Source organism: Nocardioides sambongensis, from assembly GCF_006494815.1.
In the GTDB taxonomy this organism is placed as follows: domain Bacteria; phylum Actinomycetota; class Actinomycetes; order Propionibacteriales; family Nocardioidaceae; genus Nocardioides; species Nocardioides sambongensis.
The window spans coordinates 130,674-156,317 of record NZ_CP041091.1 but is presented as its reverse complement, the minus strand read 5'-3'; the positions used below and the strand labels follow the sequence as shown (position 1 = coordinate 156,317).

27 protein-coding genes are annotated in these 25,644 nt (G+C 72.7%); 9 read left to right on the top strand and 18 right to left on the bottom strand.

What is annotated here, in order from left to right; all coding sequences use genetic code 11:
• Positions 1-133 precede the first annotated feature (133 nt).
• Positions 134-1,603, top strand: coding sequence for a glucose-6-phosphate dehydrogenase (zwf, locus tag FIV43_RS00790; protein WP_141012593.1), 1,470 nt, complete (start codon positions 134-136; stop codon positions 1,601-1,603).
• Positions 1,604-1,628: 25 nt separating this feature from the next.
• Here zwf and FIV43_RS00785 read toward each other — a convergent pair whose 3' ends face one another.
• Entirely contained in the window at positions 1,629-2,498 is an 870-nt protein-coding gene (locus FIV43_RS00785; RefSeq protein WP_141012592.1) for a GNAT family N-acetyltransferase, read from the bottom strand.
• A 161-nt stretch (positions 2,499-2,659) separates the two neighbouring features.
• Between FIV43_RS00785 and FIV43_RS00780 the strand changes: the two genes are divergently transcribed.
• Genes FIV43_RS00780 through FIV43_RS00760 form a run of 5 tightly spaced genes read left to right on the top strand, consistent with a single transcriptional unit; the run spans position 2,660 to position 6,553 of the window.
• Positions 2,660-3,229, top strand: a complete 570-nt coding sequence (locus FIV43_RS00780; protein WP_196780928.1) for an RNA polymerase sigma factor — start codon at positions 2,660-2,662, stop codon at positions 3,227-3,229.
• Complete coding sequence (locus tag FIV43_RS00775) at positions 3,226-4,056, top strand: zf-HC2 domain-containing protein (RefSeq protein WP_141012591.1); 831 nt, start codon at positions 3,226-3,228, stop codon at positions 4,054-4,056. Before FIV43_RS00780 ends, FIV43_RS00775 begins: the two co-directional genes overlap by 4 nt.
• The gene (locus tag FIV43_RS00770) at positions 4,053-5,045 is read left to right on the top strand and encodes an ATP-binding cassette domain-containing protein (RefSeq protein WP_196780927.1); all 993 of its coding nucleotides are present in this window, start codon (positions 4,053-4,055) and stop codon (positions 5,043-5,045) included. The genes FIV43_RS00775 and FIV43_RS00770 overlap by 4 nt, the downstream gene beginning before the upstream one ends.
• A complete protein-coding gene (locus FIV43_RS00765) occupies positions 4,985-5,857 on the top strand; it encodes a hypothetical protein (protein WP_196780926.1) in 873 nt (290 codons plus the stop codon). The genes FIV43_RS00770 and FIV43_RS00765 overlap by 61 nt, the downstream gene beginning before the upstream one ends.
• A gap of 3 nt (positions 5,858-5,860) precedes the next feature.
• A complete protein-coding gene (locus tag FIV43_RS00760) occupies positions 5,861-6,553 on the top strand; it encodes a hypothetical protein (RefSeq protein ID WP_141012589.1) in 693 nt (230 codons plus the stop codon).
• 251 nt (positions 6,554-6,804) lie between these two features.
• Here the strand turns inward: FIV43_RS00760 and groL are convergent, their stop codons facing one another.
• Positions 6,805-8,427 (bottom strand): chaperonin GroEL, encoded by a 1,623-nt coding sequence (gene groL / locus FIV43_RS00755; RefSeq protein ID WP_141012588.1) that lies wholly within the window; start codon positions 8,425-8,427, stop codon positions 6,805-6,807.
• Positions 8,428-8,513: 86 nt separating this feature from the next.
• The gene (gene groES / locus FIV43_RS00750) at positions 8,514-8,810 is read right to left on the bottom strand and encodes a co-chaperone GroES (RefSeq protein ID WP_141012587.1); all 297 of its coding nucleotides are present in this window, start codon (positions 8,808-8,810) and stop codon (positions 8,514-8,516) included.
• Positions 8,811-9,030: 220 nt separating this feature from the next.
• Between groES and FIV43_RS00745 the strand changes: the two genes are divergently transcribed.
• Positions 9,031-10,206: a class I SAM-dependent methyltransferase gene (locus FIV43_RS00745; RefSeq protein WP_141012586.1), complete on the top strand. Its 1,176-nt coding sequence runs from the start codon at positions 9,031-9,033 to the stop codon at positions 10,204-10,206.
• Between the two features lie 19 nt (positions 10,207-10,225).
• On the opposite strand, the gene FIV43_RS00740 is transcribed toward FIV43_RS00745, so the two are convergent.
• The 9 genes from FIV43_RS00740 to FIV43_RS00710 form a co-directional block, all read right to left on the bottom strand.
• Entirely contained in the window at positions 10,226-11,443 is a 1,218-nt protein-coding gene (locus FIV43_RS00740; protein WP_231123588.1) for an acyl-CoA dehydrogenase family protein, read from the bottom strand.
• A 26-nt stretch (positions 11,444-11,469) separates the two neighbouring features.
• Positions 11,470-11,706, bottom strand: coding sequence for an AMP-binding enzyme (locus tag FIV43_RS21290; protein WP_196781039.1), 237 nt, complete (start codon positions 11,704-11,706; stop codon positions 11,470-11,472).
• Complete coding sequence (locus FIV43_RS00735) at positions 11,697-12,977, bottom strand: AMP-binding protein (RefSeq protein ID WP_196780925.1); 1,281 nt, start codon at positions 12,975-12,977, stop codon at positions 11,697-11,699. The genes FIV43_RS21290 and FIV43_RS00735 overlap by 10 nt, the downstream gene beginning before the upstream one ends.
• Positions 12,978-13,090: 113 nt before the next feature.
• Positions 13,091-14,449: an ABC transporter substrate-binding protein gene (locus FIV43_RS00730; protein WP_141012585.1), complete on the bottom strand. Its 1,359-nt coding sequence runs from the start codon at positions 14,447-14,449 to the stop codon at positions 13,091-13,093.
• A complete protein-coding gene (locus FIV43_RS00725) occupies positions 14,449-15,597 on the bottom strand; it encodes a branched-chain amino acid ABC transporter permease (protein ID WP_141012584.1) in 1,149 nt (382 codons plus the stop codon). The genes FIV43_RS00730 and FIV43_RS00725 overlap by 1 nt, the downstream gene beginning before the upstream one ends.
• Positions 15,597-16,475 (bottom strand): branched-chain amino acid ABC transporter permease, encoded by an 879-nt coding sequence (locus tag FIV43_RS00720; RefSeq protein ID WP_141012583.1) that lies wholly within the window; start codon positions 16,473-16,475, stop codon positions 15,597-15,599. Before FIV43_RS00720 ends, FIV43_RS00725 begins: the two co-directional genes overlap by 1 nt.
• A gap of 34 nt (positions 16,476-16,509) precedes the next feature.
• Positions 16,510-16,968 (bottom strand): ATP-binding cassette domain-containing protein, encoded by a 459-nt coding sequence (locus FIV43_RS23005; protein WP_269204051.1) that lies wholly within the window; start codon positions 16,966-16,968, stop codon positions 16,510-16,512.
• Entirely contained in the window at positions 16,965-17,228 is a 264-nt protein-coding gene (locus FIV43_RS23000; protein ID WP_269204050.1) for an ATP-binding cassette domain-containing protein, read from the bottom strand. The genes FIV43_RS23005 and FIV43_RS23000 overlap by 4 nt, the downstream gene beginning before the upstream one ends.
• The gene (locus FIV43_RS00710) at positions 17,225-18,043 is read right to left on the bottom strand and encodes an ABC transporter ATP-binding protein (RefSeq protein ID WP_231123587.1); all 819 of its coding nucleotides are present in this window, start codon (positions 18,041-18,043) and stop codon (positions 17,225-17,227) included. The genes FIV43_RS23000 and FIV43_RS00710 overlap by 4 nt, the downstream gene beginning before the upstream one ends.
• 303 nt (positions 18,044-18,346) lie before the next feature.
• Between FIV43_RS00710 and FIV43_RS00705 the strand changes: the two genes are divergently transcribed.
• Together FIV43_RS00705 and FIV43_RS00700 are read left to right on the top strand one after the other, a co-directional pair.
• Positions 18,347-19,285, top strand: a complete 939-nt coding sequence (locus tag FIV43_RS00705) for a hypothetical protein (RefSeq protein ID WP_141012582.1) — start codon at positions 18,347-18,349, stop codon at positions 19,283-19,285.
• The gene (locus FIV43_RS00700; RefSeq protein ID WP_181407635.1) at positions 19,282-19,599 is read left to right on the top strand and encodes a PucR family transcriptional regulator; all 318 of its coding nucleotides are present in this window, start codon (positions 19,282-19,284) and stop codon (positions 19,597-19,599) included. Before FIV43_RS00705 ends, FIV43_RS00700 begins: the two co-directional genes overlap by 4 nt.
• Before the next feature lie 49 nt (positions 19,600-19,648).
• On the opposite strand, the gene FIV43_RS00695 is transcribed toward FIV43_RS00700, so the two are convergent.
• The 6 genes from FIV43_RS00695 to FIV43_RS00670 all read right to left on the bottom strand — a co-directional run bounded on the left by FIV43_RS00695 (position 19,649) and on the right by FIV43_RS00670 (position 25,635).
• The gene (locus tag FIV43_RS00695) at positions 19,649-20,800 is read right to left on the bottom strand and encodes an acyl-CoA dehydrogenase family protein (RefSeq protein ID WP_141012580.1); all 1,152 of its coding nucleotides are present in this window, start codon (positions 20,798-20,800) and stop codon (positions 19,649-19,651) included.
• Entirely contained in the window at positions 20,797-21,975 is a 1,179-nt protein-coding gene (locus FIV43_RS00690) for an acyl-CoA dehydrogenase family protein (protein WP_141012579.1), read from the bottom strand. Before FIV43_RS00690 ends, FIV43_RS00695 begins: the two co-directional genes overlap by 4 nt.
• Positions 21,972-23,225, bottom strand: a complete 1,254-nt coding sequence (locus FIV43_RS00685; protein WP_141012578.1) for an acyl-CoA dehydrogenase family protein — start codon at positions 23,223-23,225, stop codon at positions 21,972-21,974. Before FIV43_RS00685 ends, FIV43_RS00690 begins: the two co-directional genes overlap by 4 nt.
• Positions 23,226-23,321: 96 nt before the next feature.
• Positions 23,322-24,365, bottom strand: coding sequence for a phosphotransferase family protein (locus FIV43_RS00680; RefSeq protein ID WP_231123586.1), 1,044 nt, complete (start codon positions 24,363-24,365; stop codon positions 23,322-23,324).
• A complete protein-coding gene (locus FIV43_RS00675; RefSeq protein ID WP_141012577.1) occupies positions 24,362-24,814 on the bottom strand; it encodes a MaoC family dehydratase in 453 nt (150 codons plus the stop codon). The genes FIV43_RS00680 and FIV43_RS00675 overlap by 4 nt, the downstream gene beginning before the upstream one ends.
• 20 nt (positions 24,815-24,834) lie before the next feature.
• Positions 24,835-25,635 carry an SDR family oxidoreductase gene (locus tag FIV43_RS00670; protein WP_141012576.1) on the bottom strand — a complete coding sequence of 267 codons (801 nt, stop codon included), beginning with the start codon at positions 25,633-25,635 and terminating at the stop codon, positions 24,835-24,837.
• Positions 25,636-25,644: the final 9 nt, after the last annotated feature.

Genomic DNA, 25,644 nt, shown 5'->3' with positions numbered 1-25,644 from the left:
CTGGTGGGGTGAGCACTCCACCAGCCGCCACTCCTCCGCTCGACCGCCCCGGACCAGGCCTCCCCGGACGCCGCTGCACCGCGCTCCGCTGCACCGCGCTCCGCTCCGCCGCGCACCAGCACGGTGACCTCCGATGAGCTCGGACCTCTCACCGCACGTCCTGGTCCTCTTCGGGGCCACCGGCGACCTGGCCGCCCGCAAGCTGTTCCCCGGTCTGTACCGGCTGGCCGCAGCAGGCCGGCTCCCCGACCACTTCGCGGTGATCGGCACCGGCCGCCACTCCCCCGGCTCCGACGAGGAGTTCCGGGCCCAGGTCCGCGAGGGGTTGGACGAGTTCGTCGGGGACCTCGACGACGACGTCGCCACCGCGCTGCTGGACCAGGTCTCCTTCGTCACCTCCTCCGCCGAGGACGGAGCGGAGCTGGGTGAGGCGGTGCGCGACGCCGAGGACCGGCTGCTGGAGCGCGGCTCCTGCCTGCTCGGCGACGTACGACGCCTGCTCTACCTCTCGGTCCCGCCGGGCGCAGTGGAGGGGATGGTCGGGATGCTGGAGCGCGAGGACCTGGTCGCCCGGTCCCGGCTGGTGGCGGAGAAGCCGTTCGGTACGGACCTGGCCACCGCCCGCGAGCTGAACGCGACCGTGGCCAGCGTCTTCCCCGACGCCCAGGTCTTCCGGATCGACCACTTCCTCGGCAAGGAGGGCGTGCAGAACATCCTGGCGCTCCGGTTCGCCAACGGTCTCTTCGAGCCGGCCTGGAACCGGCACACCATCTCCTCGGTCCAGATCGACGTGCCCGAGACCCTCACCGTCGAGGGCCGCGGCAGCTTCTACGAGTCCACCGGCTGCCTGCGCGACATGGTCACCACCCACCTGTGCCAGCTGCTCGGCTTCGTCGCACTGGAGGACCCGCACGCCTACCGCGAGTCCGCGCTGCGCGCCGCCAAGGCCGCGGTGTTCAGCGCGGTCCGCCCCCTCGACCCCGGCCGCGTCGTCTTCGGCCAGTACGACGGCTACCGCGACGAGCCCGACGTGGCAGAGGACTCCACCGTGGAGACGTTCGCCGCGATCGAGATGTGGATCGACAACGACCGCTGGCGCGGCGTGCCGTTCTACCTGCGCACCGGCAAGGCGCTGGCCGAGGGCCGCCGCACCATCACGGTGCGGTTCCACGACCCGCGGCACCGCTGGCTCAAGCCGGAGGACGGCGGCCAGCCGGCCCCCAACGAGCTGGTCATCGAGCTCGCCGACCAGCCCCGGATCGAGATCGACATCCGGGCCAAGCGGCCCGGGCCGGACATGGCGCTGGTCGAGGGTGTCTTCCGGCTCGACCTGGTCGGCGACGTACCCGATGCGGACCCGTTGGAGGCCTACGAGCGGCTGCTGCTGGAGGTGATGCGCGGCGACCGCACCCTGTTCATCTCCGCCGACGAGGTGGAGCGGCTGTGGGAGATCTGCCAGCCGGTCCTGGACCGGCGACCGCCCGCGCTCTCCTACCCGGCCGGCTCGTGGGGGCCGCAGGAGGCCGTCGACCTGCCCTCGGACGGTTGGCATCTCGGTGACCACGTGGGCGGGCACGCCGGCGCCCACCCGGCGGGCCGCTGACCCGGCCGGGCCGCGTCGCCGGCGGTCAGACGCGCAGGTCGGTCACCGCGATCCGGACGGTGAGGGTCTCCCCGGCCATCCGGATCCGGCCGCGCATCCCGGCCGCGAGCACCATCGGGAGCACGGCCTGGGTGTCCGAGGGGGCCGAGAGGACGATCTCCTCGGCGCCGCGCGACCGGGCCAGCCGGGCGACGTCGGCGAGCAACCGGGTGCCGATGCCGCGGCGGTGCCAGGACGGGTCGACCCACAGGTCCACCGGCCACGGCTCCTCGCCCTCACGCACCTCGATGCTGGCCTGGCCCGCGACACGTCCGCCGACCAGGGCGGAGATCCGCGAGTCGGCCCGGACGTACTCGGGCTCCGCCTCACCGGGACGCCCGGCCTGCGCCGGGGTCGGGGCCCTGTGCGCGGCGAGCACCTCGGCGACCAGCTCGGCCAGCGCGGCCGCCCGCTCCCGCTCGACCGGGGTGAACGCCGGGTCACGGCGGATCTGGATGGTGGTGGTCGACCCCAGCACCATCTCGAGCACGTCCTCGTCACCGTCCGAGGGCGCCACGTCGGCGTCGAAGAGGTGTGCGGCCACGTCGGGGAAGCTGGCCGGGTTGGCGAGGACCTCGCGAACCGCCTGCACGTAGCGCGTGGGCTGGTCCTCCAGAGCCGCGGGCCCGGAGCGGATCACGGAGACCGCGTCTCCGCCGGCGCTGCCGAACAGCTCCTCGATCCGGTCGGCCTCCCAGTCCTCGGGCGTGTCGATCACGAACTCGTCGGTGACGTGGTCGGTGTCGGGGAAGATCCGCACCCGCTTGATGTCGACGCCGGCGTCTCCGCACGCGGCGGCCAGCCCGGCGAGGGTGCCCGGGCGGTCCGGCAGGTCGGCACGCACTCTCCACAGCATGTCCTCACTATGCCGGACAGGCGTGACGTCCCGCGATCCCCCAGGTAACAGCCGGTCGCCCCGCGGCGACGGCACGCGACGGCGGAACGTCCGGGTCGGCGCGAGCAAGTTGATCTGCCGATCGTGGAACCGAACCGCACCTCGCCTGCGACAGTGAGAGTGTGTCGGATCACACCTCGCCGGACCTCGCGGACTCGGAGCTGCTCCATGCAGCGGCCGACGGCGACCTGGGTGCGATGCGCGAGCTCTACGAGCGGCACGCCCCGTGGCTCACCGCGCGGCTGATACGACGCTGCAACGACCGGGAGGTGGTCCTCGACGTCGTCCAGGACACCTTCGTGGCGATGTGGCGCGATGCCGCGCGATGGCGCGGGGAGGGCGATCTGGCGGCGTGGTTGTGGGGGATCGCGTTCCGGCGCATGGTGTCCCGGCTGCGTCGCCGCAAGGACGTGGTGCTGGTGCCGGACTGGTCCAGCGCGCCCGCGACCCTGCCGGCGGCGGAGGACGTCGTCCTGCTCGGCGTCGAGTACGGCGACCTGGGCGAGGCGTTGCGGAGGCTCTCGCCGGAGTTCCGGGCCGTGGTCCAGGCGTGCGTGCTGGACGGGCTGACCACCCGGGAGGCCAGCCGCCTCCTCGGCGTCCGGCAGAACACCCTCAAGACCCGCCTGCACCGGGCCAAGGCCCAGATGCGCGCGTCGTTGGCTGATCTGCGACTGGAGGAGCTGGGATGACCACGACCACCGGTTGGCACGCGTCTCCGGGACTGCTGTCGGCCTACGTCGACGGCGCCCTGGACGCCGTGCTGTCGGCCTCGCTCGAGCGTCACGTCGACCACTGCCCCGAGTGCCGTGCGGCGGCCGGGGTTCTCGTCGACCGGACGCTGCTCGACACCGCGTGGGACCAGGTGCGGTCGACGGCGGAACGACCCCGGCTGCGGCTGCCGGCACGACTGGTCCGAGCACTCGGGCTCTCCGAGCCGACCGCGATCCTGCTCGGCGCCGCGGCCTCCCTGCGAGCGTCGTGGATGTCGAGCGCCGTGGTCGCCCTCGCCTTCGCCACCCTCGCCACGCTCACCACCGACAGCACGACGCTCTGGCCGTTCCTGCTGGTCGCGCCCCTGATCCCGGTCCTGGGGGTCGCCGGCTGCTACCCCGCCACCGAGGAGTCCTTCGACGCACTCGCCGTCAGCACTCCCTACGGACGCACCCGTCTGATCCTGGTGCGGACCGTCGCGGTCCTGGTGAGCGTCCTCCCGGTCACGGTGCTGCTCGGCACGCTGCTGCCCGGGCCGCTGTGGGTCGCCGCTGCGTGGATGGGCCCCGCGCTCGCACTCGTACCGGTGATGATGGCGCTGGCCAGCTTCACCGGCCCGCGCATGGCGGTGGCGGTGGTGGCATTGGCGTGGTCCGCCGTGGTCCTCACCCCGGTCCGCTCCTTGGACGCCACCTGGCCGGTGGAGCTGCAGCAGCAGCTCGGCTACCTCGCGCTGGCCGCGGTCGCCCTCCTCGTCCTCGGTCTGCGCTCCCGCAGCACCGGCCAGATCGGAGCAGCACTGTGACCATCGAACTCGACGGGGTCGGCAAGACCTTCGGCCGGACCGACGCTCTCGCCGAGGTCTCGCTGCGGATCGGAGCGGGGGTGACCGGCCTGTTGGGACCCAACGGCGCCGGCAAGACGACGCTCCTGCGGATCGCGGCCACCAGCATCGCCAGCGACCGGGGACGGGTCGAGCTGGTCGGCCGCGATCCGTACGCCAGTCATGCCGACCTGATCGCGGTGCGACGCGAGCTGGGCTACCTCCCGCAGGAGCTCGGCTACCCCAGCGACATGACCGCCTTCGGCTTCGTCGAGTACGTCGCGGTCCTCAAGGAGTGGAACGACCGGCGCGCCCGGCACCGGGAGGTCCGCCGGGTGCTCGAGCTGACCGGCCTGGCCGACTTGGCCGGCAAGCGGGTCGCCCGGCTCTCCGGAGGTCAGCGACGAAGGGTGGGCTTGGCCCAGGCGCTGCTCGGCCGGCCGCGGCTGCTGCTCCTGGACGAGCCGACGACCGGCCTCGACCCGACCCAGCGGGCCCAGCTGCGTCGTACCCTCTCGGTGCTGGGCAGTGAGGCGACGGTGGTGCTGTCCACCCACCAGACCGAGGACGTGGCCGCCCTCTGCGAGCGGGTGATCGTGCTCGCCGACGGACGGGTTCGCTTCGACGGCTCGGTCACCGACCTGGTCGGCACTGCCGCGGGGCGCGTCTGGCTGACCGACCGCGAGGTCCCGGACGCGGTCGTCTCCTGGCGGACCGGGACCGGCCGCCACCGCGTCGTCGGGGACCTCGGCCCGACCTGGCGGAGGCCGCTGAGCCGACGCTGGAGGACGCCTACCTGCTCATGCTCGGGCCCGGGGCCTCGGCCCAGGCCGTCTGACCGTTCCCTCACCACCTGGAGACAACCGTGGCCACCACCCTGCCCGCGACCGGACGTGGCACCCTCCGCGACATGGTCGCGATCGAGGCCAAGCGCTTCGCCCGACACCCGCTCTTCATCGTCGGTGTGCTGATCGCCTACGGCCTCACACTCGCGATCCACCTGACCAACGACAAGGACTTCACCGACGCCCTGATGGCGTTCACCATCATCCCCGCGTTCTTCATCGGGTTGCCCAGCCTGGTGGTGGCCGCCCGGCTGACCCGCTCGACCGAGGTGGCCGTCGAGGCGATGGTGACCGCTCCGCAGGGCGAGGCTCGCCGTACGCTCGCCGTCATCGGCAGCTGCTCGGTGCCGTTCGCCGCCGGGATGCTGTGGATCGCCGAGGTGTTCGCCATCCTCGCGGTGAGGCCGGCGCACCCCGACGAGCTCTGGTTCGGCACGATGCGCGACATCGACGTGTGGAGCATCATGCTCGCCGGCGCACCTGTGGCCTGCCTCGGCGCCGCGTTGCTCGGCGTGCTGTCCGGTCGCTGGCTGCGCTTCCCCGGCGCGCCGACCGTCACCGTCGTCGCCGTCGTCGCCGTCGTCTACCTGCTCGGCGGCGCACTGCAGTACGGCGAGCACAACGAGTTCCGACTCTTCGCGCCGTGGGCGATGTTCCACACCGGGACGATGACCGAGGACGCCTATCAGGGCATCCCGCACTATGCGCAGGCGATCATGGCCGGCAACCCGGTCTGGTACCTGCTCTACCTGGTCACCCTCTGCGGCCTGGCCGCCGGCGGCGCCGTGTGGCACGACCGTGCGGCACGCACCGCCCGCCTGCGGTGGTCGCTGCTGGGGCTCCTCGGTCTGGCCGCAGTGTTCGTCACCCTGGCGATCATGACCGGGGTGGACCACCTGATGATCTCCGAACCACTGCCCTACCCGTCCTCGGAGTGAGCGGTGGCGGCCTGGTATCTGCTCCGGGCGGTCCACTGGCGCGCCGTGATCGCCCTGCTCGCGATGGGTGGACTGGTGGCCGCGATGGTGCACAGGTGGGCGGAGACCGCCACGCTCGGTCTCCCGCTGGTCGCTCTGCTTGCGGCAGCCTCCGCTGGCCTCCTGGTGGACGAACCGGCGGCCGCGGTGGTCGACGTGACACCGCGCGGCGGACGCTGGGCGGGTTCGGCCCGGGTGCTGGCGGCCGGGCTACCGCTCGGAGCCGGCTTGATCCTGGTGAGCGCCGTCTCGGTCGACACCGTCGGAGATGCCGACGCCACGAAGGACTGGCTCGTCGTCCTCGGGGCCCTCGGGGCCACGGTGCTGGCGAGCGGACTCGCGCTGCGGCGCCGTGTGCCACAGCCGGGAGGCGCAGTGGCCTCCGCGGTGGTGCTGTCCGGGATCGCGCCGACGGTGGTGACCATGTTCATCGACGCCCGGTCACCGCTCCCCCCGCCGGCGCTCTCCGAGGACCTCGTCATCTTCTGGAGCACGCTCGCCGGCGTCGGCCTGCTCGCCATCCTGCTGCTGCTCGGACCCCTCGAACGCGGCCGCCGGGCCCGGTCGTCGGCGGGCCCGGGCGGCCGGAGCGTCAGCCCTTCCGGGAGGGCGACGTCGCGGCAGGGCCGTTCGCGGCAGCGGTCCGGGTCGCGCTGACGGCGTCGCCCTGACGAGGTGTCGCGGTGACGAGGTGTCGCGGTGAACCCTCCGGCACGCTCCACCGAGCGACGCTGACCTCCGGTGCGATCGGGCGAACCTGTCGGCCGAAACCCGCACGACACGCCGGTGCGCCTCGGCGTGTCGTGCGGGTTTCACCGGCCAGCCGGTGAAACCCGCACCCCCGAACGCACCGCGGCCCCGCTCCAACCGGAGCGGGGCCGCAGTGGTGATGCGAGTGAGGAAAGACCTCAGTGGCCGTGACCGTGACCGTGACCGGCCGCGGCGGACTCGTCCTCCTCCTCGGGCTTGTCCACCACGAGGGTCTCGGTGGTGAGCAGCATCGCCGCGATGGAGGTGGCGTTGACCAGCGCGGAGCGGGTCACCTTGACCGGGTCCAGGACGCCCTGGGCGACCAGGTCGCCGTACTCCTCGGTGGCGGCGTTGTAGCCGTTGCCGACGCCGAGCTCGCGGACCTTGGTGGTCACCACGTAGCCGTTGACGCCGCCGTTCTCGGCGATCCAGCGCAGCGGCTCGTCCGCGGACTTGCGCACGATCCGGACGCCGACGGCCTCGTCGCCGGAGAGGTCGAGGTCGTTGTCCAGCGCGGAGACCGCGTGGATCAGCGCGGAACCACCGCCGGGCACGATGCCCTCCTCGATCGCGGCGCGGGTCGCGGAGACAGCGTCCTCGATGCGGTGCTTCTTCTCCTTCAGCTCCACCTCGGTGGCGGCGCCGACCTTGATCACGCACACGCCGCCGGCCAGCTTCGCGAGGCGCTCCTGGAGCTTCTCGCGGTCCCAGTCGGAGTCGGTGGACTCGATCTCGGCCTTGATCTGGTTGACCCGGCCCTCGACCTGCGCGGAGTCACCGGCGCCGTCGACGATGGTGGTGTTGTCCTTGGTGATCACCACGCGCCGGGCCTGGCCCAGCACCTCGAGACCGACCTGGTCGAGCTTGAGACCGACCTCGGGGGCCACGACCTGGCCACCGGTGAGGACCGCGATGTCCTGCATCATCGCCTTGCGGCGGTCACCGAAGGCGGGGCTCTTCACCGCGACGGCGTTGAAGGTGCCGCGGATCTTGTTGACCACCAGGGTGGAGAGCGCCTCGCCCTCGACGTCCTCGGCGAGGATGAAGAGCGGCTTGCCGGCGGCGATGACCTTCTCCAGCAGCGGCAGCAGCTCCTGGATCGAGGAGATCTTCCCCTGGTGCAGCAGGATGTAGGGGTCGTCGAGGACGGCCTCCATGCGCTCCTGGTCGGTCACGAAGTAGGCCGAGAGGTAGCCCTTGTCGAACTGCATGCCCTCGGTGAACTCGAGCTCGGTGCCCAGGGTGTTGGACTCCTCGACCGTGATCACGCCGTCCTTGCCGACCTTGTCGAAGGACTCGGCGAGCAGGTCGCCGATGTGGCTGTCGCGGCTCGAGATCGTCGCCACCGAGGCCATGTCCTCGCGGGACTCGACCTCACGGGCGGACTTGAGGAGCGCCTCGGAGACCGCGGCCGCGGCCGCGTCCATGCCGCGCTTGATGCCCATCGGGTTGGCGCCGGCGGCGACCGCGCGCAGTCCCTCGTGCACCATCGCCTGGGCGAGGACGGTCGCGGTCGTCGTACCGTCGCCGGCGACGTCGTTGGTCTTGGTCGCGACCTCCTTGGTGAGCTGGGCACCGAGGTTCTCGAACGGGTCGTCCAGCTCGACGTCGCGGGCGACGGTGACACCGTCGTTGGTGATCGTGGGGGCGCCCCACTTCTTGTCGAGGACGACGTAGCGGCCCTTGGGGCCGAGCGTCACCTTGACCGCGTTCGCGAGCGCGTCGACACCGCGCTCCAGCGAGCGCCGTGCGTCCTCGTCGAACTCCAGGATCTTCGGCATTACTACTCCTTCGAAGGAAGCGAAACGGGTCGTGTGCCCGAGACACCGCTAACGCGACGACTCAGACACACGACCCGGAACGGAAATCAGGAAATGACCGCGAGCACGTCACGCGCGCTCAGGATGAGGTACTCCTGGCCCGAGTACTTGACCTCGGTGCCGCCGTACTTGCTGTAGATGACCTTGTCGCCCACGGCGACGTCGACGGGGATGCGCTCGTCGCCGTCCTCGTTCCAGCGGCCGGCGCCGACAGCGAGGACCTCGCCCTCCTGCGGCTTCTCCTTGGCGGTGTCCGGGATGACCAGGCCGGAGGCCGTGGTCTGCTCGGCGTCGAGGGGCTTGACGACGATGCGGTCCTCGAGGGGCTTGATGTTGATCGACACGGGATCGACCTCTTTCTCTGCTGAGAACTTGTCTGACTTGTTCTGGAGAGCAGGGCCGCCCTCCCACGTTGGGGCTTGGGATGGGGTACGCCGTCGCGGGGGTCGCACTCCGTCACAAGCACTGGCACACTCGGTCCGAGAGTGCCAAGACGAAACTAGCACTCACCGTCAACGAGTGCCAGAGAGGGGCCGCTTCTCCGGCGGCTGGCAGGATGACCGCGTGGACCTCGAGGCGTTCGAATGGCTGCTCACCGACGACGGCCAGCGGGTCATCGACCAGGCGCGGACAGCCCTCCTCGCCGGCGAGGCCGAGCTGCGGGTGAGCACGCTGCTGCGCCGGACCACCACACCCGAGCGCGCCGCCGCGGCCCTCACCCAGGTGTCGCTCCGTGCGGCTGCGACCGCCAAGTTCGGGGAGCTCGCCGAACGGATGTACTTCACCCCGGACGCTCTCGAGCAGGCCACCCGGTCGGCGGTGGCCGAGCACCGTGCGGCGCGGTTCGCCGCCTTCGGAGCGAGGACCGTGATCGACCTCGGCTGCGGCATCGGCGGCGACCTGATCGCCGCCGCCCGGGCCGGCCTGATCTGCGCCGGGGTGGACCAGGACCCCGTCCGAGTGGCCGTGGCCCGCGCCAACCTGGCCGCGCTCGACCTGCCCGGCGCCGTCCAGGTCGCCGACGCCACCGAGGTGGACCACACTCCCTTCGACCTCGCCTTCGCCGACCCGGCCCGCCGCAGCGGGGCCGGACGCACGTTCCGGGCCGAGGACTGGACCCCGCCGTGGAGCTGGGTGGAGGGCCTGCTGCAGCGCGACGCCTGCGTGAAGGTGGCGCCCGGCATCCCCCACGACCTGGTGCCCGACGGCGTCGAGGCCGAGTGGGTCAGCGACCACGGCGAGGTGAAGGAGGCGGCGCTGTGGTCCGGACGCACCGCGACCGTCCGGCGTCGCGCCACCCTCATCGGCGCGGGCGGGCTGGCCTCGATCACCGACGAGGACGACCCGGGGCCGGCCGAGGTCGGCGCCGGTCCGGTCGACAGCTATCTCTACGAGCCGGACGGTGCGGTGATCCGGGCCGGGCTGGTCACTGCGGTCGCCGTCGGGGTGCTCGGGCGGCTGGTCGACCCGAAGATCGCCTACGTGACCTCGGCCGCCGCCTTCCACACCCCCTTCGCCCGCGGCTACCGGGTGCTCGAGGAGCTGCCCTACCGGGAGAAGCAGCTCAAGGCGGCGCTGCGCGAGCGCGGGATCGGCTCGCTGACCATCAAGAAGCGCGGCGTCGACGTCGTCCCCGAGCAGCTCCGCCAGCGCCTCGCGCTGCGCGGTGACACCCCGGCCACCCTGGTGCTGACCCGGGTGGCCGGGGCGGGTACGGCGTTGCTGGTCGAGCCGATCTGAGCAGCCGACCGGGCTCAGCTCAGCCCAGGTGCCCGCGCACCGACGCGTGGCCGGCGAGCAGGTTGCGGGCGATGGTGCGGCGCTGGATCTCGTCGGTGCCCTCGTAGATCCGCAGCAGCCGCAGCTCGCGGTACCAGCGCTCCAGCGGGAGCTCGCGGGTGTACCCCATCCCGCCGTGCACTTGGAGCATCCGGTCCACGATCTCGTTGGCCCGGACGCCACCGAACAGCTTGGCCATCGACTGCAGCTGGCGCGAGTCGTTGCCCGCGTCGACCTGCCAGGCGGCACCGAGCACCAGCCAGCGCAACGCCTCGATGTCGGTGGCGGAGTCGGCGATCATCCACTGGATCGCCTGACGCTCGGCGATCGGCTTGCCGAAGGTGACCCGGTTGCGGGCGTGGTCCATGGCCATCTCGACCAGTCGCTCGCAGGCACCGAGCGCGCGGGCGGGCAGCAGGTAGCGGCCCTTCCCGATCCAGCGCATCGCCATCGCGAAGCCCTTGCCCTCCTCGCCGAGGATGGCGCTGTGCGGCACCCGCACGTCCTCGAAGACCAGGGAGGCCGGCCCCCACTCACCCATCGTGTCGATGTACTCCGAGCGCCAGCCCTGGTCGCGGTCGACCAGGAAGCAGGTGACCGACTCGCCGGTCTGGCCGGCCTTGTGCTTCTCGGGGTCGGTGACCGCGAAGACCATGGTGAAGTCGGCCTCGTTGCCGCGGGTGATGAAGGTCTTCTCTCCGTTGATCACCCACTCGTCGCCGTCCCGGACCGCACTGGTGCGGATCGCGCGGGCGTCCGAGCCGGCGCCGGGCTCGGTGATCGCGAAGCAGGAGCGACGGTCCCCCTCGATGGTCGGCACCAGGTAGCGCTCGCGCTGCTCGTCGTTGGCGTCGAAGAGGATGTTGTCGGCCTCGCCGGCGAACCGGAACGGGATGAACGACCGTCCCAGCTCCACCTCGATCAGGGCGGTCATCACGGCGCCGAGCCCCATGCCGCCGTACTCCTCGGGCGTCTGGACGCCGAAGAAGCCGGCCGCCCGGGCCTTGTCCTGGAGGGCGCGCATCTCCGCCTCGGTGACCCCGGGCTCGTGGCGCCGTTCCCGGGCCAGCGCCTCGGGCTCCAGCGGCAGGATCTCCTTGGTGACGAACGAGCGCACCCACTGGCGGATCTCTCGCTCTTCCTGGTTCAGCTGCAGGTCCATGCGTGTGTTCTTCTCCTCGGTGGGCGTGCGGGGCACGCCGCGGACGGTGGTGCGGGGGTCGGTCAGGACTGGACGGCCGGGGTGAACCGGGCCCGGAGCTCGCGCTTGAGCACCTTGTGCGAGGGCCCGAGCGGGAGCTCGTCGACCACCTCGACCAGGCGGGGGTACTTGTGCCGCCCCAGGCGCTCCTGGGCCCAGGCGCGCAGCTCGTCGGCCTCGACCACCGCACCCGGGCTCGGTACGACGACGGCACAGACCTCCTCGCCGTGGACCGGGTCCGGCACGCCGATCACAGCCACCTGCGCGACGGCCGGGTGGCGGGCGAGCGCCTCCTCGACCTCGCGGGGTAGACGTTGTAGCCGCCGCGGATCACCAGGTCCTTCAGCCGGTCCACGATGCTGACGAAGCCCTCGGGGTCCTTGACGCCGATGTCACCGGTGCGGAACCAGCCGTCGACCAGCACCGCGGCCGAGGCGGTCGGGTCGTCGAGGTAGCCGGCGAAGACGTTGTGGCCACGGACCACGACCTCCCCGCTCTCCCCCGGCCCGAGCAGCACGATCCGGTCCTGGACGTCGGCCTCGGCGATCTCGACCTCGACGCCCCACAGGGGGTGTCCGACGGTGCCGGGGCGGGCGCCGTAGACACGCTGGTTGACGGTGGCCGACGGCGAGGTCTCCGAGAGCCCGTAGCCCTCGAAGATCCGGGTGGCGAAGACGCTCTCGAAGCGCTCCAGCACCGCCACCGGCAGCGAGGCGCCACCGGAGACGCAGTCGCGCAACGCCGGGAGCGCTGGCGCCTGGGCGGCGGCCTCGAGCAGGTGGATGTACATGGTCGGCACGCCGAAGAAGATGGTGGCCCGCTCGGCGACCATGATCTCCAGCGCCCGGACCGGGTCGAAGCGCGGCTGCAGCACGAGCGTGGCGCCGACCCGGAAGGTGGTGTTCATCGACACCGACTGCCCGAAGGTGTGGAACAGGGGCAGGCAGCCCATCACCACGTCGTCACCGAGCAGCGGGTTGGCGTCGACGGCGTTGACGGTCGCGTTGAGGACCAGGTTGAGGTGGGTGAGCACGGCGCCCTTGGGCCGCCCGGTGGTGCCGCTGGTGTAGAAGATCACCGCCGGGTCCTCCGGCCTCCGGGTGACGTACGACGCCAGCGGCTCGGCGCCCGCCCCGAATCCCGCGACGTCGTGGGTCTCGATCCCCACCGCCGCCGCGGCCGGCTCGGCCACCGCGGCGGTGGCCTGGTGGTGCAGCAGCAGCTCGGCCCCGGAGTGGCGCAGCAGGTAGTCGGCCTCCTCGGCGTTGAGCAGGGTCGGGATCGGCACCACCACCCCGCCCGCCGCGATGATGCCGTAGTAGGCGCGGACGAAGTCGGTCACGTTCGGCGCGAGCAGGGCCACCCGGCTGCCGGGCCGCACCCCGCGCCGGGTCAGCGCGGTGGCGAAGCTCCGGGCCTCTCTCCAGAGGTCGGCGTAGCCGGTGCGGGTCTCGCCCTCCACCACGGCGGTGTGGTCGGGGCGGCGGCGGGCCGGCTCGGCGAGGACCGAGGCCAGGGACAGCGTGCTCATGGTTCTCCTTCGCTGGAGGTTGCGGGACGGTGCGGGATGTCCGTGCGGGCCGGGAGGGCCCGCACGGACGTCGGTGGCCGGGCCGGCCCGGGCGCAGGCCCGGGCCGGACGGCTCAGTCGACGGCGTCGACCTCGGGGATGCCGCTCTCCGGCGGCGCGTCACCGGCGGCGGAGTCGTCCTCCTCGATCGCGGCGTCGCCCAGGTCGGTGACCAGGACCGGGGTCAGCGGCTCGCCGGCTCCGCCCTTGAGCTCGACCACCTGCAGGCCGGAGAGGCCGAGGTGACTGTCGGCGGAGTAGCGGAACGGACCGAAGCCGGGTCCCTCGAACTCGGCGCCAGCCTCTTCGAGGGCCTCGACGATGCCGTCGCGGGTGAGGTCCTCGCCCGCGGCCTGGAGTGCCTGGACGAAGGTGTACGCCTCGGCCATGCCGTAGATCCGGTAGTTGGTCAGCTCGCCGTCCTTGCCGTGCTCGTCCCAGACCTTCTGCCACAGCTGGGTCCACGGGTCGTCCGGAGCGTCCGCGCCGGGCATGTACTCGGTGGTGATCACCCCGTCGAGCAGTCCGGCACCGCCGTCGACGGCGCCCTCGGAGAAGTTGGCGAGCAGCGAGCCGACCAGGTTCGGGTCGGAGCCGACGTTGCTGTAGATCCACTGCGGGGCGAAGCCGGTCTTCAGCGCGACCAGCTGCGACAGCGCGGTGTAGGAGGGCACGTTGAAGCCGACCACGAGGTCGACGCCGGCGGCCTGGAGCTTGGCGATCTGCGGCGCGACGTCGGTGTTGCCCGGCGTGTAGGAGACGGTCTCGACGATCTGGTCGTCGATGAACTGGCGCACCCCGCTCTCGCCGTCGGCACCGAGGTCGTCGTCCTGCAGGAAGAGACCGACCTTCGCCTTGGGCAGGTTCTCGGCGATGTACTGGCCGATCACCTTGCCCTCGATCACGTAGTCGGGCTGCCACCCGAAGGTGTAGGGATACTCCTCGGGCGTCTCGCCCCACTGGCGCGAACCGGAGGAGACGAACAGGTCGGGCACCTGCTCGTCGTTGAGGAAGTCGATCACGGCCCCGTGCGTCGGTGTGCCCAGGCCGCCGACCATGCCGAAGATCTCGTCCTGCAGCACCAGCTCGTTGGTCACGCTGCTGGTGTTGGTCGGGTTGTAGGCGTCGTCCTTGACCACGAACTCGATCTGACGACCGTTGACCCCGCCGTTGGCGTTGACGTAGTCGAAGTAGGCCTGGTGGCCGGTCGGGATCTCGCTGTAGCCGGGGGCCGCGACACCGGTGAGTGGGAAGTGGCCGCCGATCTTGATCGTGTCGTCGGTGACGCCGACCGCGTTGCGGGCCTCGTCGGCGGAGTCCTCGCGGTCCTCGCCGGCTCCGCACGCGGAGAGCGCGGCGCAGGCGGCGAGGACGGTGGCGGCGACGGCCGCCGTCGGACGGCGGCGGAGCTTGTCGGGAAGGGTTGACCTCATCAGTGTGCGCCTCTCGGTGTCGGTTGGGTTGAGGTGGACGAAGACGGTTCGGGACTGGTCTCGGTGGCCTCTGACGGCGTCGCCCTCTCCCCTGCCGCCGCGGCGGCGCGACGGCCCGCCCGCTGCAGCCGCCACCGCTGCAGCGACCCGACCAGTCCGGCCGGGGCGAGCAGCACGACGAGCACCATCACCACGCCGTAGACCAGCGGGGCGAGCTGTGCGGACTGGACGTCGTCGAGTCCGAGGTCTCCACCGAGCTGGGTGACGACCTGGGGCAGGAAGGTGAGCAGGGCGGCGCCGATCAGGGCGCCGGAGAGGCTGCCGAGGCCACCGAGCACGATGGCGGCGACGAGGGTCAGCGAGAGCGTGATCGTGAAGCCGCTGGGGGCGGTGATCCGCACCGCGAGCGCCATCACCGCGCCGCCGAGCCCGGCGCAGGCCGCGCTGACCACGAAGGCGAGCACCCGGTTGCGGGCGAGGTCGATGCCGGCCAGCTGGGCGGCGATCTCGTCGTCGCGCACCGCCCGCCACAGCCGCCCGGTGCGGCTGCGGGACAGGTTGGCCAGCACCAGCAGCACCAGGACCAGCACCAGCCAGGCCACGTAGGTGACGTAGCGGCCGCGGGAGGGGTCGGTGCCGGTGAGGAAGAAGACCTGGTCGGCGAACCAGGCCGGCACCTCCGGCACCGCGACCGAGAGCCCCTGCTCCCCTCCGAGCGTGCCGCCGAAGTAGATCGCGAGCCCGGGGACGGCGACGGCCAGCGCGAGGGTGGCACCGGCCAGGTAGGGACCGTGCAGGCGGGCCGCGGCGACGCCGACCAGCGCACCGACCAGGACGGTGACCGCGGTGGCGAGGAGCAGCACCACCGGCAGCGGCACCGCCGCATCGGCGTCCGGCAGCAGCAGCGCGGCGGTGTAGGCGCCGATCGCCATGAAGGCGCCGTGGCCCAGCGAGAGCTGTCCGTTGAGCCCGGTGAGCACGGTCAGGCCGGCCGCGGCGATGCCGAGGTAGGCCATCGACGCCAGCTGGGTGGCCCGGAACTCGCCGACCAGCCCGATCACGGCGAACGCCGCGACCAGCCCGACCAGCGCGATCAGCAGCCGGCCGGTGGCGCCGGCGGGGCTCAGGTACCGCTTCAACGTCGCCATCAGACCCTCCGCTCCGCGATGCCGCCGAAGATGCCGCCGGGGCGCACCAGCAGCACGCCCATCAGCACCACCAGGGCCGCCAGTGCCACCAGCTCCGAGCCGAGGTAGCCGCTGACGAAGCTGAGGCTCAGGCCGAGCAGCAGGCCTCCGAGCACCGCCCCGGCCGGGCTGTCCAGGCCGCCGAGCACGGCGGCCACGAACCCGTAGACGACCACGGGGTCCATGTAGGAGGGGTGGACCAGGCCGCCGCCGGCGATGAGCAGGCCGGCCAGGGAGCCGAGGACGGCCGCGAGCGCCCAGCCGAGGCTGAGCATCCGGCCGACCCGCACTCCGAGCAGCCGGGAGACCTCCGGGTTGAAGGCGGAGGCCCGCATCCGCAGTCCGACGTCGGTGAACCGGAAGAGCAGCACCAGGGCGCCGAGAGCGACCAGGACCGCGACGATGGTGAACACGCCGAAGCCGGTCAGCGCGATGGTCACGTCACCGACCTCGAACCCGCGTACCCCGAACGGAGCCGGGAAGGAGCGGAACCGCGACCCGAAGACCAGTGCGGCCAGCGAGTGGAAGACGATGAAGAGTCCGAGGGTCAGGATCACCGGGTTGATCGGGTTGCTCGCGTCGACCCGGCGGATCACCAGCCACTCCACCAGGGCGCCGAGCGCGAAGCCGGCCAGCAGCGCGGCGGCGAACCCGATCCAGTAGGAGTAGCCGGCGTCGATCAGGACCAGCGCCACGTAGGCGGTGATCATCGCCATCGGCGCCTGGGCGAAGTTCACGATCCGGGTGGATCGCCAGATCATCACCAGCGCCAGCGCGAACGCGGCGTAGACGAACCCGAGCGTCAGTCCGCTCAAGGTGGTGGTCAACAGCTGTTGCACGGGGTGTGTCCTCCAGTCGGATGAGCGCGTCGTCTCAGGCGCCGAGGTAGGCGTGTCGGAGCCGGTCGTCGCCGGCGAGGGTGGCGGCCGGCTCGTCGACGACGACGCGGCCCAGGCCGAGGACCAGCGCGCGGTCGGCGATCGACAGCGCGCTGCGGGCGTTCTGCTCGGCGAGCAGCACGGTGAGGCCGTCCTGGTCGACGAGGTCGCGGATCAGCGCGAAGATCTGCGCCACCACGCGCGGTGCGAGGCCGAGGGAGGGCTCGTCGAGGAGCAGGATGGACGGCTCGGCGAGCAGCGCCCGGCCGACCACCAGCATCTGTCGCTCGCCACCGGAGAGGGTGTGCGCGGTCTGACCGGCCCGCTCCCCCAGCACCGGGAAGAGGTCGTAGACCCGCGCCAGGTCGAACCGGCGGTCCGCGCCGCGCCGGGCGGCCCGAGCGCCCAGCGCACCGAGGTGCAGGTTCTCCGCGACGGTGAGCTCGGCGATCACGCCGCGTCCCTCGGGACGTGGGCCAGCCCCACCCGGGTCATCTCCTCGGCGGGGGTGCGCAGCAGGTCGATGTCGTCGAGGCGCGCGGTCCCGGCGGTGGGGGCGACCAGGCCGGAGAGGGTGCGCAGCAGCGTCGTCTTCCCCGCGCCGTTCGCGCCGAGCACGGCGGTGATCCCGCCGGGCACCTCGAAGCCGACGCCGTCCAGGGCGCGGACCGGGCCGTAGCTGACGCCGAGTCCGTGCACGGTCAGGCTGGTCATCGGCCCGCCTCCCCCGTCGTACCGTGCCGGTCGTGGTCGACCTCGACGCCGAGGTAGGCGGCGAGCACCGCCGGGTCGTCGCGCACCTCGTCGGGCCGACCGCGGGCGATCACCCGGCCGAAGTCCAGGACCACCAGGGAGTCGCAGACACTCATCACCAGGTCCATGTGGTGCTCGACGAGCATCACCGACATCCGGCCGCGCAGGCCGGCGATCAGCTCGCCGAGGTCGGCCATCTCGGCCTCGGAGAGCCCGCTGGCCGGCTCGTCCAGCATCAAGAGGTCCGGTTCGGCGACCAGGGCCCGGGCCAGCGCCACCCGCTTGCGCAGGCCATAGGGCATCGAGCCCGGGTAGCGGGCGGCGTGCTCGGCGATGCCGAGCTCGGAGAGCGCATCCATCGCCCGCTCGCGCAGGGCACGCTCGTCCCGGCCGCTGCGGGGCAGCGCCAGGAGGTCGGCCCAGAAGCCGCTGGAGGCCCACCGGTCGGCCCCGGCGACGACGTTGTCCAGCACGTTCATGTGGTCGAACAGGCCCAGGCCCTGCAGCGTGCGGGCGATCCCGAGCGAGGCGAGGCGGTGCGGCCGCAGCCGGCCGACGTCCTGGCCCCGCCAGCTGATCGCGCCGGCGTCGGGACGGATGAAGCCGCAGGCGACGTTGAAGAGCGTGGTCTTGCCGGCGCCGTTGGGGCCGATCACGCCGAGGACCTGTCCGGGCTCGACGTCGAGGTCGACGTCGGCGAGCGCGGTCAGACCGCCGAAGGTCACGGTGACGCCGTGCATCCCGAACAGCGGGGTGCTCGTCGCAGTGGTGGACACGGGATCTCCTGGTGGGCTGGCGCAGCGGGGCGCGTGCAGTGGAGGTGGACGGGAGGCGCAGCGGATCGGCGGATCGGCGGATCGGGGACCGCCGGCCGATCGGCCGGCGACGCTGCTTCCAGCGGGGACGACCTCCGGGTCCGGGTGAGAACCGTTCGGCGGTCGTGATGTGGCGTCCCTCACTCTGGACGATCTGCACAAACCAGGGGTATGGACGAACTGCCCAAAGTGAGTGGTGCGAACCGCCGCGAACCGCGGGAGCCCTCTTGGCGGCACTGTGCATTCGGTGCAACGCTGTGGCGCATGTCACGCACCGGGATCGTGGGGCCCCGCCCCGCTCCCCTGCCCGCACCGGCCACCGTCGACGCCGAGCTGGAGGCCCGGTTGCAGCGCGCCTGGGCGACGCTGATCCCCCGCGCCGACGAGATCGCGGACTCGATCACCGCGATGCTCGAGCACAACGACCCGGTCTGGTTCGAGCGGGCCGATCCGGCGCTCAAGGCCGACGTCGTGCACAACACCCGCGAGCACGTACGACGCGGCCTGCGCACCCTGGCCGACCAGGACGACCCCGAGCACCGGCCGGCCGACGTGTGGCGGGAGACCGGGCGGCGGCGGGCCCGGCAGGGCATCTCGATGGAGCTGGTCCTCAACGCCTACACGCTGGGCACCCGGGTGATGTGGGAGGCGCTGCTCGACCTGGACCGGGACGAGCTGGGCCTGGACGACCACGTGCTGCTGATCGCGGGCCAACGTCTCTGGCACGCCCTGGACGTGCAGAACGCCGTGCTCATCGACTCCCACCGCCGGGAGAGCGCGCGACTGGCGCGCCGGGACCTGCAGCGGCAGCAGGGCCTGCTGGACCGTCTGGTGGACGGTCACGCCCAGCCGGAGCTCATCGACGAGGCAGCCGCCGCGCTGGGCATCGCACCCGGCGAGCCGGTGGCCTGCGTGGTGGCGCCGTTCGACTCCCTGGAGGAGCCGCTGCGCTCGCCGGAGGACCGGCTGGAGCGGGCCGGCCGGGTCTCGTTCTGGCACGTGCGAGGCGGCGCACAGTTCGCACTCGTGCCGATGGAGGGCTGCACCGGCGAGGAGCTCGCCGCGCTGCTGGCCCCGGCGGCCGCGGGCCGCGTCGCGATCGCGCTCGCCGCCGACGGCGTCGCCGGGTTCGCCGGCGTCTACCAGCTGGCCGCCCGCACCGCGCAGACGCTGCCGCGGGCCGGGTGGAGGTGGTGCAGGTGACCGAGCGACTGCCCGAGCTGCTGCTCAGCGCCAGCCCCGAGGTCAGCACGCTGCTGGTCGAGGAGACGGTGGCACCGCTCCTGGGCCTGGGACGGCACCAGTCCGAGGTGCTGCTCGCCACGCTCGCCACGCTGGTCCGCTGCAACGGATCACCGACCAAGGCCGCCGAGGAGCTCTACTGCCACCGCAACACGGTGCTGTACCGGCTCAAGCAGATCGAGGGGCTGACCGGGCGCGACCTCCGTGACCCGCGGGACCGGCTGCTGCTCGCGCTCGGCCTGCTCGCCATCGGGCACACCGAGGGCGGCCGGTAGCGCGAGCCACCGGCCGCCCTGACTGACCCGGGGAGGGAGGGAGGGTGGGTCAGCCCGCGGTCGGGCCCGGCAGTCGGGCCAGGTCCGCCACGATCACATGGTGCTGCTCGGGCGAGCCGAGAGCGATCTGGTCCGACTTGGCGCGCTTCAGCGCCAGGTGGGCCGGGTGCTCCCAGGTCATCGCGATGCCGGCGTGCAGCTGCACGGTCTCCTCGGCCGCGTGCACCGCGACCCGGCTGCAGTACGACGCAGCGACCGCCGACGCCAGCCGTGCCTCGTCCGGACCGGCGTCCGGGCCGGCGCCCTCGGCCGCCGTCGCGGCCGCCCAGGTCGCCGCCGCCGTGGCCTGCTCGGCCTCCACGTAGAGGTCGGCGAGCCGGTGCTTGAGCGCCTGGAACCCGCCGACCACCCGGCCGAACTGCCGCCGCTCCTTCAGGTAGGCCACGGTGGTGGTGACGCACCAGCGGATGATCCCGGCCTGCTCGGAGGCCAGCAGGGCGGCGCCCAGCGTCAGCGCGTCGGTGAGTGCCGCGTCCGCATCGGCGACCACCACCGGGGCCGCGGCGAGGGCCTCGGCGCTCACCCGGACGTCGGCGAGCTGTCGCGTCATGTCCAGCGACGGCACCCCGGTCACCTCGGCCGCGGCCACCGGGACCGCCCGCACCTCGGTGCCGCCGGCCGCGGCGACCGGCACCAGCAGCACGTCGGCCTCGACGGCGCCGGCGACGCTGCGCACCGCTCCGCCGTCGCTGCCCAGCAGCGGCACGTCGCCGGGCCCGGTGGACCACGGCACCACCAGGGTCGCCACCTGCTCACCCGCGGCCAGCGCGGTGAGGACCTCGGCGGCCGCGTCGGTGGCGGTCGGCGAGGCGAGGAGCCCGGTGGCGAGCACGCTGCTGGTCAGGAACGGCACCGGGGCCACGGCCGCGCCGAGCTCCTCGAGCACCACGGCGGCGTCGCGCGCGGTGGCGCCGTGGCCGCCGTGCTCCTCGGGCACCAGCAGGCCGGCGAGGCCGAGGTCGACCGCGAGGGCACGCCACAGCGGCGCCACCACCGAGCGGTCGCCGTCGTAGCAGGCGATCACCGCGGTGGGGTCGCACTGGGCCGCGAGCACCGAGCGGACCGCGGCCCGCAGGTCCTCACCGTCCTGGGTGGGCAGCAGGTCGACGTCGGCGGGAGTGGCCAGGACGTTCGTGCTCATCGCGGGATCTCCTTCCACGGCACGTCCTTGTCCACCCGGTGCTCACCGGGGAGGCCGAGGACGCGTTCGGCGATGACGTTGCGCAGGATCTCCGAGGTGCCGCCCTCGATGGAGTTCCCCTTCGCGCGCAGGTAGCGGTAACCGGCGTCGCGGCCGGTGAAGTCGACCCGGTCGGGTCGGACCATGGTCCAGTCGGAGTAGCGCAGGCCGTCCTCGGCGAGCAGCTCGAGCTCCAAGCCGGAGAGCCGTTGGGCGAGACCGGCGAAGACCAGCTTCATCGCCGACCCCTCCGGACCGGGTTGTCCCTGGGCGAGCTTCTGGCGCAGGCGCACGCCGGTGACCCGGGCCACCTCGGCGTCGACCCACGACTCGACCAGCTGCTGGTGCACGCCCGTGGTGCGCAGCTCGGGCCGCTCGCGCCAGGTCCGGGCGACCTTCCCGATCATCCCGGCCTCCCGCGGCGCTGCCGCGCCACCGATCGCCACCCGCTCGTTGTCCAGGGTGGCGGCGGCCACCAGCCACCCCTGCCCGACCTCGCCGAGCCGCTGGCTGTCGGGGATCCGCACGTCGTTGAGGAAGACCTCGTTGAACTCGGCCTCGCCGGTGATCTGGCGCAGCGGACGCACCTCGACCCCGGGGTCGGTCATGTCGCAGAGGAAGTAGGTCAGCCCCCGGTGCTTCGGCGCGTCCGGGTCGGTGCGGGCGACCAGGATCGCGAGCTGGGCGTTGTGCGCCCCCGAGGTCCACACCTTCTGCCCGTTGACCACCCACCCGTCGCCGTCCGGCACGGCCCGGGTGGCCAGCCCGGCCAGGTCCGATCCGGCGCCGGGCTCGGAGAAGAGCTGGCACCAGATCTCCTCGCCGGTCCACAGCGGTCGCAGGAAGCGCTTCTTCTGCTCCTCGGTGCCGAACCGCAGGATGGTCGGGGCGGCCATGCCCAGGCCGATCCCGTTGCGCTCGGGGTGGTTGCCGGGGGCGCCGGCCTCCGCCAGCAGCGCGTCGACGGGGCCCTGGTCGCCGCGGGCGAGCCCGAGTCCGCCGAGGCCCTCGGGGAACCACACCCAGGCCAGCCCGGCGTCGTACCGGGCGCGGAGGAAGTCGAGACGGTCGGTGGTGGCGGGGTCGTGCTCGGCGAGCAGCCGCTCGACCCGCTCACGGAGATCGGCGGCGGTCATCGGGCCGCCCCTGCCTGCTCGCGGAGACCGGCCTGCCGGCGCAGCTCGTGGCGGGCCAGCGCCTGCTTGTGGACCTCGTCGGGGCCGTCGGCGAACCGCAGGGTGCGGATCCCGGCGATGGCCGGCGCCAGTGGGAAGTCCTGGGAGAGGCCGCCGGCGCCGTGCGTCTGGATCGCCTTGTCCAGGATCCACTCCACGGTCGCCGGGGTGGCGATCTTGATCGCCTGGATCTCGGTGTGGGCGCCCTTGTTGCCCTTGGTGTCCATCAGCCAGGCCGCCTTGAGGCAGAGCAGCCGCAGTTGCTCGATCTTCACCCGCGACTCGGCGATCCAGTCGCGGACCACTCCCTGGTCGGAGAGCTTGCGGCCGAACGCGACCCGCTCGTCGGCGCGGGCGCACATCAGCTCCACGGCCCGCTCGGCCAGCCCGAGGGCGCGCATGCAGTGGTGGATCCGGCCCGGTCCGAGGCGGGCCTGGGCGATCGCGAAGCCCTGCCCCTCCTCGCCGATCAGGTTGGCCGCCGGGACCCGTACGTCGTGGAAGACCAGCTCGGCGTGACCGCCGTGGTCGTGGTCGTCGTACCCGTAGACCTCCATGCCGCGGACGATCTCCAGGCCGGGGGTGTCCCGGGGGACGAGGATCATCGACTGCTGGCGGTGCCGGTCGGCGTCGGGATCGGTCTTGCCCATCACGATCAGGATCTCGGCGTCGGGGTTCATCGCGCCGGTGATCCACCACTTCCGCCCGCTGACCACGTACTCGTCACCGTCCCGGGTGATCCGGGTGGAGATGTTGGTGGCGTCGGAGGAGGCGACGTCGGGCTCGGTCATCGCGAAGGCCGAGCGGATCTCGGCGCGCAGCAGCGGGTGCAGCCAGCGCTCCTTCTGCTCCGGGGTGCCGAACATGGAGAGCACCTCCATGTTGCCGGTGTCCGGGGCCGAGCAGTTCATCGCCGGCGGCGCGAGCTTGGACCGGCCGCTGAGCTCGGCGATCGGTGCGTACTGCAGGTTGGTCAGGCCGGCGCCCTCCACGCCCGCGTGCTCGCCCGGCAGGAAGAGGTTCCACAGCCCCTGCTCGCGGGCGGTGGTGCGCAGGTCGGCGAGCACCGGCACGCGTGACCACGCCCACCGGTCTCCGGAGTCGGCGAGCTGGGCGTCGAACACCGCCTCGGCGGGGAGCACGTGCTCCTCCATGAAGGCGCGCATCCGGCCCTGCATTTCCTCGGTGCGTGAGTCGTGGGCGAAGTCCATCGGGTCCTCTCCTCGGTGAGTGGCGATCGGTGAAGTCGGGTGGGCGGGTGAACGGGTGATGTGTCGGGTGGGGGTCGGTCGGGCCGGTCGCGCCGGTCACGCCCGCCGGGCGGAGAGCGCGTCGAGCCCGGCCAGCAGGAGCGGCTCGACGACCTCACCCACCCGGTCGAACCCGGCACCGACCGTCTGTCCGTGAAGGTAGCGGTAGTGGATGCCTTCGAGGATGGCAGCGAGCTTGTACGACGCCAGCCCGAGGTGGAAGCCGAGCCCGGCCAGGTCGCGGCCGGTGGCCGTGGCGTAGCGCTCCAGGATCTCCTCCTCGCCCGGGAAGCCGGGCGCCGACGCCGCGTCGGCCACCAGCCCGGGGGCCAGCGTCGCGAGGCGGTTGTAGAGCACCAGCAGGGCGACGTCGGTGAGGGTGTCCCCCAGGGTCGCCATCTCCCAGTCCAGGACCGCCGCGACCTCGTCGCGGGCGTCGACCAGCAGGTTGTCCAGCCGGTAGTCGCCGTGCACGATGCCGGCCGACCCCAGGGCCGCCGCCGCGTCGGCTCCCGCTGCGAGCCGGTCGGCCAGCTCCCGGGCCGCCGGGAGGTCCCGGGTCCGGGAGGACTCCATCTGCTGACGCCAGCGGCGCACCTGGCGGGGCAGGAACCCCTCGACCCGTCCGAAGTCGTCGAGGCCGACCGAGGCCGGGTCCACCCGGTGCAGGTCGGCGAGGACGTCGACCATGCGGTCGGCGATGGCCCGGGTCCGCCCGGCGCCGAGCGCGCCGAGCTCGGCGGCGGTCCGGTAGGGCGTGCCCTCCACGTCGGCCATCACGTAGAACGTCGCGCCCAGCACCGAGGTGTCCTCGCACAGGGCGTAGGTCGCCGGCACCGGCACCGGGGTCGGCGCGAGCGCGCTCATCACCCGGTGTTCGCGCCCCATGTCGTGCGCCGTGGCCAGCACGTGGCCCAGCGGCGGGCGGCGCACCACCCAGGTGCGGGAGCCGTCGCCGACCCGGTAGGTCAGGTTCGACTTGCCGCCGGCGATCAGCGAGGCCCGCAGCCCTCCGGCCAGCGCGGTGGCGGGCTCGCCGCCGAGGTGGTCGCGCCACCAACGGGTCAGGACGGCGGGCGCCAGTCCGGGCGTGCTGTTCACGGGACCAGCACGCTCAGGACCTCGGCGACGCAGCCCGGCTTGTCCTGCCCGCCGATCTCGACGGTGACCCGGACGCGGGCGAGGCGGCCCATCGGGATCGGGTCGAGCGCCAGCAGCTCGACGCCGGCGCGCACCCGGGAGCCGACCGGCACCGGCGCGGGGAACCGCACCTTGTCGGTGCCGTAGTTGATGCCCATCGACAGCCCGTCCACCCGGTAGACCTCACCGGCCAGCAGCGGGACCAGCGAGAGCGTGAGGTAGCCGTGCGCGATGGTGGTGCCGAACGGCCCGGCCGCGGCACGCTCGGGGTCGACGTGGATCCACTGGTGGTCCCCGGTGGCGTCGGCGAAGGTGTCGATCCGCTCCTGCTCGACCGTCAACCAGGAGGAGTGGCCGAGGTGGGTGCCGACCGCGGCGGCCAGCTCCTCGATGCCGGTGAAGATCTTCATGGTGGTCCTCTCAGCTCGGGTCAGTTGCGGGGTCCGCCGGCGACGTAGAGCACCTGGCCGGAGACGTAGCCGGCGCCTTCGCTGGCGAAGAAGGAGACCGCGTGGGCGATGTCGTCGGGTCGGCCCGTCCGCGCCACCGGGATCTGTGCCGCGGCCGCCTTCTTGAAGTCCTCGAAGTCCATCCCGACCCGCTCCGCGGTCGCCGCGGTCATGTCGGTCTCGATGAAGCCCGGCGCGATCGCGTTCGCGGTCACCCCGAACCGGCCCAGCTCGAACGCGACGGTCTTGGTGAAGCCCTGGACACCGGCCTTGGCGGCGGCGTAGTTGGCCTGCCCCCGGTTGCCCAGGGCGCTGGTGCTGGACAGGTTGACCACCCGCCCGAACTCGGCGGCCACCATGTGCTGCTGGACCGCCTTGGTCATCAGGAAGGCACCACGCAGGTGGACCGCGGTCACCGCGTCGAAGTCCTCGACGCTCATCTTGAACATCAGGTTGTCGCGGATGATGCCGGCGTTGTTCACCAGCACCGTCGGCGCGCCGAGGTCGGCGGCGATCCGCTCCACCGCGGCGGTGACCGATCCGGGATCGGCGACGTCGCAGCCGACGGCGAGGGCGTCGCCACCGGCGGCGCGGATCTCGGCGACCACGCCGGCACAGGCGGACTCGTCCAGGTCGAGGACGGCGACCGCCATCCCGTCGGCGGCCAGCCGGCGGGCCACCGCGGCGCCGATGCCGCGGGCGGCACCGGTGACCACCGCGGTCCGTCGTACGGGATCGGGGGTGTGGGTGTCGAGGTCGTCGAGCGTGGCAGGGGAGGTCATCGATCGGCC